The organism is Mesorhizobium sp. M0028, assembly GCF_040323855.1.
GTDB lineage: Bacteria > Pseudomonadota > Alphaproteobacteria > Rhizobiales > Rhizobiaceae > Mesorhizobium.
In genome coordinates this window covers 1-1,236 of the sequence record NZ_JAMYVG010000049.1, presented here as the reverse complement: position 1 = coordinate 1,236, position 1,236 = coordinate 1, and the positions used below count along the sequence as shown (strand labels likewise).

The 1,236-nt window shown below is 62.0% G+C and carries 1 protein-coding gene; it reads left to right on the top strand.

The features are described 5' to 3' along the window. The first annotated feature begins 2 nt into the window (after positions 1–2). Positions 3–1,199, top strand: coding sequence for an IS256 family transposase (locus tag NKJ93_RS33505; protein WP_352485088.1), 1,197 nt, complete (start codon positions 3–5; stop codon positions 1,197–1,199). Positions 1,200–1,236 lie beyond the last annotated feature (37 nt).

Below are 1,236 nucleotides of genomic sequence, written 5' to 3'. Positions count from 1 at the left end.
CTATTGAGAAGGAACTTCTGGACCAACTGCTTGCCGGCCGCGATCCGAATGAGGTGTTTGCCAAGGACGGATTGCTCGACGACCTGAAGAAGGCGCTTTCGGAACGGATTCTGAACGCTGAACTCGACGAGCACCTTGAGGACGAACGCACCGACGGCAGCGTCAATCGCCGCAACGGCCATTCGCGGAAGTCGGTGCTGACGGGCACGTCGAAGATGACGCTGTCGATCCCGCGCGACCGGGCCGGGACCTTCGATCCGAAGCTGATCGCCAAATACCAGCGCCGTTTTCCCGATTTCGATGACAAGATCATCTCCATGTACGCGCGCGGCATGACAGTGCGCGAGATCCGCGGCCATCTGGAGGAGCTCTACGGCATCGACGTGTCGCCGGACCTGATCTCGGCGGTTACCGATGCGGTCCTGGAGGAAGTGGCCGAGTGGCAGAACCGGCCGCTGGACGCGGTATATCCGCTCGTCTTCTTCGATGCCATACGGGTCAAGATCAGGGACGAGGGCTTCGTCAGGAACAAGGCCGTCTACATCGCGCTCGGCATCCTGCCGGACGGCACGAAGGAGATTCTCGGCATCTGGATCGAGCAGACCGAGGGCGCCAAGTTCTGGCTGCGCGTCATGAACGAGTTGAAGAGCCGTGGCGTCGCCGACGTCCTGATCGCCGTCGTCGACGGCCTCAAGGGCTTCCCCGAGGCGATCAACGCCGTCTTTCCCCAGACTGTCGTCCAGACCTGCATCGTGCACCTGATCCGTCATTCCCTGGAGTTCGTGTCCTGGAAGGACCGCAAGTCCGTCGTGCCGGCGCTGCGCGCGATCTACCGGGCCAAGGACGCCGAAGCCGGCATGAAGGCTCTTGAGGACTTCGAAGCCAGCTACTGGGGGCAGCGGTATCCGGCGATCACCCAAAGCTGGCGGCGCAATTGGCAGCACGTCGTCCCATTCTTTGCCTATCCCGAAAGCGTGCGGCGGATCATCTACACCACGAACGCCATAGAGGCGCTGAACTCCAAGCTGCGCCGCGCCGTCCGCACCCGGGGACACTTCCCCAGTGACGATGCGGCCATGAAGCTGCTATATTTGGTGCTGAACCACGCGGCCGAGGAATGGAAACGACCGCCGCGCGAATGGTTCGAGGCCAAGACCCAGTTCGCCGTCGTCTTCGGCGAAAGGTTCGTCAGCCAATGACGAAACCGGCCTCGCGCACAGAATTCCTGACAGTTCC